Source organism: Runella sp., assembly GCF_027484545.1.
Taxonomy (GTDB): domain Bacteria; phylum Bacteroidota; class Bacteroidia; order Cytophagales; family Spirosomataceae; genus Runella.
Genome location: NZ_JAIXST010000110.1, coordinates 1 through 4,941, shown reverse-complemented (window position 1 = coordinate 4,941; position 4,941 = coordinate 1). Strand labels below are relative to the sequence as shown.

The 4,941-nt window shown below is 41.9% G+C and carries 5 protein-coding genes; 2 read left to right on the top strand and 3 right to left on the bottom strand.

Going from position 1 to position 4,941, the window contains the following annotated elements; translation table 11 throughout:
- Nucleotides 1-90 precede the first annotated feature (90 nt).
- Nucleotides 91-465: a hypothetical protein gene (locus Q0081_RS31640; protein ID WP_310586485.1), complete on the bottom strand. Its 375-nt coding sequence runs from the start codon at nucleotides 463-465 to the stop codon at nucleotides 91-93.
- Nucleotides 431-628, bottom strand: coding sequence for a hypothetical protein (locus Q0081_RS31635; protein WP_310586484.1), 198 nt, complete (start codon nucleotides 626-628; stop codon nucleotides 431-433). Before Q0081_RS31635 ends, Q0081_RS31640 begins: the two co-directional genes overlap by 35 nt.
- 95 nt (nucleotides 629-723) lie before the next feature.
- Here Q0081_RS31635 and Q0081_RS09740 point away from each other — a divergent pair, with 95 nt between their 5' ends.
- Both Q0081_RS09740 and Q0081_RS09735 read left to right on the top strand, forming a co-directional pair.
- Nucleotides 724-3,222: a bifunctional UDP-N-acetylmuramoyl-tripeptide:D-alanyl-D-alanine ligase/alanine racemase gene (locus tag Q0081_RS09740; protein ID WP_298352083.1), complete on the top strand. Its 2,499-nt coding sequence runs from the start codon at nucleotides 724-726 to the stop codon at nucleotides 3,220-3,222.
- Nucleotides 3,223-3,256: 34 nt separating this feature from the next.
- Nucleotides 3,257-4,024: a LytTR family DNA-binding domain-containing protein gene (locus Q0081_RS09735; RefSeq protein WP_298352080.1), complete on the top strand. Its 768-nt coding sequence runs from the start codon at nucleotides 3,257-3,259 to the stop codon at nucleotides 4,022-4,024.
- Between the two features lie 3 nt (nucleotides 4,025-4,027).
- On the opposite strand, the gene Q0081_RS09730 is transcribed toward Q0081_RS09735, so the two are convergent.
- Nucleotides 4,028-4,585 (bottom strand): helix-turn-helix transcriptional regulator, encoded by a 558-nt coding sequence (locus Q0081_RS09730; RefSeq protein ID WP_298352077.1) that lies wholly within the window; start codon nucleotides 4,583-4,585, stop codon nucleotides 4,028-4,030.
- Nucleotides 4,586-4,941: the final 356 nt, after the last annotated feature.

The window sequence follows — 4,941 nt, the reverse complement described above, 5'->3', positions numbered from 1 at the left end:
GGTAAACTGTACTCGATTAAATTTGAGTTTTACTACTACCATAATAACTTATGTTTTGACAATCACAAGTTATGACTAATTCTCATTTTTTTACAATTTTAACATTTTATCAATTTGACCGCTTTTAATTTTTAGACATACTCTTACCATTTTTTGCCGAATCACTAAATCATCAATGGGAAACACGTCAGGGCGATCCATGACAAACATCAGCAGCATCTCCACCGTCCAGCGCCCAACTCCTTTGATAGGAGTCAAATAGGCTACAATTTCATCGTCGGTGAGGGAAGAAAGGTGCGCAAAATCAATTCCTTTTTCCAAAGCAAAAGTAGCCACGTTGCGGAGGTAATTGATTTTTTGGAACGATAGACCCGCACTGCGCAATTGTTCGTCGGTTTGGAGAAGCAAAATATCCGGGTGCGGATAGAGATCAGGAAACAGCCCTCGAAACTTTGCAAAATGCAAAAATAGAATCGGCCGCTTTGACAGAAATTTGTTGCGACACAATACTCTCCAAAAGTGCTAAATACACATCCTCGTTCCACTCCGTTTTTTTAAAATGAGGAGTGGTTTCGATGATAGATGCCAACATTGCATCTCGCGAGGCAAGGTAAATTTCGGGTTGCATTCAGTAGGGTATAATTTCTCCGAAAGATACACAAAAAGTATCGGAATGGTATTTCAGGCAGAAACGTTAATTTTGGCGGAAATTTCAGATTCAAAATGCCAGTTACTCATTTTAAGCATACCCCCATTGATACCACTGCCACACATCTTCTGACCGACAGCAGGCAGTTAGTTTTCCCACAACAGACCCTATTTTTTGCCATCAAAGGCGAACACCACGACGGACATCAATTTCTTGCCGAATTATATCAAAAAGGAGTCAGGCAGTTTGTAGTAGAACATAAAGCACTCACTGACAAGATTTTAGAAAAAATAGAATCCTTTGAAAACACTCAGATATGGAAAGTGGACAGCAGCCTGAAAACCCTTCAGGAAGTAGCCAGGCGCCATCGTGCCCACTATGACATTCCTGTGATTGGGATCACGGGCAGCAACGGAAAAACCATTGTTAAAGAATGGGTAGGGCAATTGTTAAGCCCTGATTTTCGGATTACTAAAAGCCCTAAAAGCTACAATTCGCAAATAGGGGTGCCTCTCTCTGTGTGGCAACTCAATGAGACACACACCTTAGGAATCTTTGAAGCGGGTATTTCTCAACCGCACGAAATGAAATCCCTTCAGGAAATTATCCGTCCGACGATTGGGATATTTACTAACATTGGTTCCGCTCACGACGAAGGATTCATAAGCCGAAAACAGAAAGTCACCGAAAAGCTTCGTCTTTTTACGCAGTGTAAACGCCTGATTTATCGAGCTGATTATTCCGACATCAGCGAAGAAATTCGTCTGATTTTACAACCCGTCAACCCTACCTGTGAATTGATAAGTTGGGGAACGACTGAAAATTGTACCGTTCAGGTGGAATGGCACAAAGACAATGACCAAACGTACATTGTCATGAAGTCGGAGCGAGAAATATATGATAATCAGCTCTTTTCCGTGCCATTTGCCGACGAAGCCTCGGTTGAAAACGTTATTCATTGCCTGATTTTGATGTTAAGCATGGATATTGCTTCTGCCGAAATCAGGCAGCGCGTATCTCGCCTGCGTCCCATTTCCATGCGGCTTGAACTCAAAGAAGGCGTCAACAAATGCTATATCATTGACGATACCTACAACAATGACCTGGTAGGATTGACCATTGCTCTTAACTTTTTGGGTCAGCAGGAACAGCGTTCGCAAAAAATAGCCATCTTATCGGATTTACTTCAAACGGGGCAGAAAGAAGAAGATTTATACAGTCAAATCAACACGTTGTTGCAACAAAAGGGAGTACAAAAACTCATTGCCATCGGCGACGCGTTTGCCCGCAATGCACACGTTATCAGTATTGAAGCAAACTATTTTGCCACTACCGACGCCTTTTTGAGTAAATTATCTCTTGATTCTTTTGAAGATGCCTTATTGCTTATCAAAGGTGCCCGCCCGTTCCAATTTGAACGCATCGTCCATCGTCTTCAGCAAAAAGTGCACGGAACGGTACTGGAAATCAACTTAGATGCGCTGACTCATAACCTCAATTTTTACCGAAATCAAATAGGGAATGACACGCGTATCATGGCCATGGTCAAGGCATTTGCGTACGGGAGCGGCAGTGCCGAAGTGGCTCAATTGTTGCAATTTCACCGCGTAGATTATTTGGCGGTGGCTTATGCCGACGAAGGAGTCTTATTGCGCCAAAATGGAATTGAGTTACCCATCATGGTTATGAACCCCTCCCCTTCCACCTTCGAAAAACTCATTGAATATCAACTGGAACCGGAGATTTACAGCCACAAAATTCTGGACGAATGGCTTGACTTTATTTCCCTCCGTTCCGACGAATCACAACTTTCTGATCCGGAATCCAGTTCGGGAAAAATACACATTAAGCTCGATACGGGTATGCACCGGTTAGGATTTACCGATGCTGATCTACCAGCACTCATTCGGAAGTTGACGCAACACTCTTATTTACAGGTGGCCTCAATTTTCAGTCATTTGGTAGGAGCCGACGAGGCTGTTCATACTGATTTTTCCCGATTACAGTACGAACGTTTTATAACAGGCTCGACCCAATTAGAAGAAGCGTTAGGGTATCGTCCTTTGCGCCATATTCTCAATTCAGCAGGCATCGTTCGCTTCCCTGAGTACAAACTGGACATGGTTCGGCTGGGAATCGGGCTTTATGGAGTGGAAGTAAATCGTCTGGAACAGGGGTCTTTGCAGCAAATCGGAACTTTCAAAACGGTCGTTTCTCAGGTAAAACACCTTCCCACAGGCGAAACCATCGGGTACAGTCGTATGGGTATTTTGGAAAAAGAATCCTCGATTGCTACCATTGCTCTCGGTTATGCCGACGGCTACGACCGCCGCTTTAGCAAAGGCGTAGGCAAAGTACTTATCAACGGAACCCTATGTCCGGTCGTAGGAAATGTGTGCATGGACATGACCATGGTAGATGTGACAGGCGTAACCGTTCAGGAAGGCGACGAAGTCATTGTGTTTGGCAAAAGCCTGTCCATTACCCATTTAGCTGACCAAATCAATACCATTCCTTACGAAATTCTAACGGGAATCAGCGAGCGGGTCAAACGGGTTTTTTATAAGGAGTAAACAAAATCTAAGAATTCACCCCACTTGAGGAATTATGAAGGCACTTATCATTGAAGACGAATATCCGGCGGCCGAGCGGCTCACCAAACTCATTCAAAAAGCCGACCCAACTATGGTGATTGTGGCTGTTTTAGACAGCATCCAAGCAGCCAAACGCTGGTTTTCAAGTCATCCGGCCCCCGATTTGATTTTCTCCGACATTCACCTTTCCGATGGCCTCAGTTTTTCTATTTTTGAAGAAACAGACGTAAAAAGCCCCATTATTTTCACGACCTCGTACGACGAATACGCCATAAAAGCCTTCAAAGTCAAAAGCATAGACTACCTATTAAAACCCATTAAGCCCTACGAAATAGCGGCGGCCATCGAAAAATTCAAAGAAACGCAGCTTACTTTTTCCGCTACTGATTATACCCTTAAAATGCAGTCGTTATTGGATGGTTTACCCATGACGGGACGCAAGTACAAAACCCGTTTTTTAGTGCAGCAGCAAGACCAATTGCTCCCAATTCACCAGGAACAAATCGCTTATTTTTATACAGCCAATGAATTAGTTTGTTTAGTTAGAAACGACAATCGGCAGTTTTTGGTAGACTATACCCTCGAAGAACTGGAAAAATTATTGAATCCTTCCCACTTTTTTCGGCTCAATCGGCAATACATTGCTGCCCTACCGGCGGTGCAGAAAATTCATACCTACTTCAACGGGAAATTGAAACTCGTACTTCATCCCGAGCCTACTCACGAAATCCTCATCAGCCGCGAGAAAGCACCTCTATTCAAGGAGTGGATGGAAGGATAATCTCTATTTTTGTTGGCCTAATCGGTATTTATGAGGTGTCATCCCAAAATGCTTTTGAAACATTTTATTGAATTTGATAGGATGAGCATAGCCTAATTTATCAGATACTTCGGTTGCTTTGAAGCCTTGTTGGAGCAACGTAGCAGCATACTTCATCTTCTTTCCAATAGCGTACTGATAAAATGAGTTACCATACTGTTTCTTAAAAAGGGGCTTAAATCGAGAAATGCTTATCCCTGCTTCTTCTGCAATAGTGACTGCGTTTGGAGGTATTTTTTCTATGTTTTCACTGATGTATTTTTGAAATACCCGCTCAATACCGCTTCTATTTTTTGAAATATCATATATTGGTTTTTCTTCCAAAGCTATAGTATCTTTTTTATCAGGCACTGTTTCAGTCGGAAAGCCAGATGATGACATAAAAAAGGGAATTTGATGTGTGAGCAAGAAAGGAATTATGGCTTTTATAGCGTCTATTTCGATATAAACAGAAACAAATTTATCAAGCCGCTTCGCGCCGTGATCAGAATCCAAAAATGGGTCATTGGGTTGGGAATTCATATTTTTCAGGAGTCAGGCAATTATTGAAGTGATACTTAAAAAGCTATTTACGAGGCTGATTCAGTATTGGTTTTGGCAAATATTACACCACTTGAAGCGAGTGCAATAAAAGTAAGTGATGGTATTTCTTTTTAGGATAGCAAAAGATTACTTTTGGACAAACTGGCATATATTGCCCCGTTATCTTTGTACTTTTCAATCTTTTTTTTTACATTAAAATGATAGATTTATATCCTGAACTATAATACGGTACACAATGAATAAGTGAGGTAAAAGAAGTGTTGTTGTTGTGCAACCAAAACAACGCAAAATGTACGCTCACTTATTGAACAAATTTAAGGAAAACCATCCGGAAT

Bases quoted from the DNA above. Each gene is read 5' to 3' on its own strand.
- Q0081_RS09730 (WP_298352077.1), bottom strand. From the start codon at position 4,585: ATGAATTCCCAACCCAATGACCCATTTTTGGATTCTGATCACGGCGCG.
- Q0081_RS09735 (WP_298352080.1), top strand. From the start codon at position 3,257: ATGAAGGCACTTATCATTGAAGACGAATATCCGGCGGCCGAGCGGCTC.
- Q0081_RS09740 (WP_298352083.1), top strand. From the start codon at position 724: ATGCCAGTTACTCATTTTAAGCATACCCCCATTGATACCACTGCCACA.
- Q0081_RS31635 (WP_310586484.1), bottom strand. From the start codon at position 628: ATGCAACCCGAAATTTACCTTGCCTCGCGAGATGCAATGTTGGCATCT.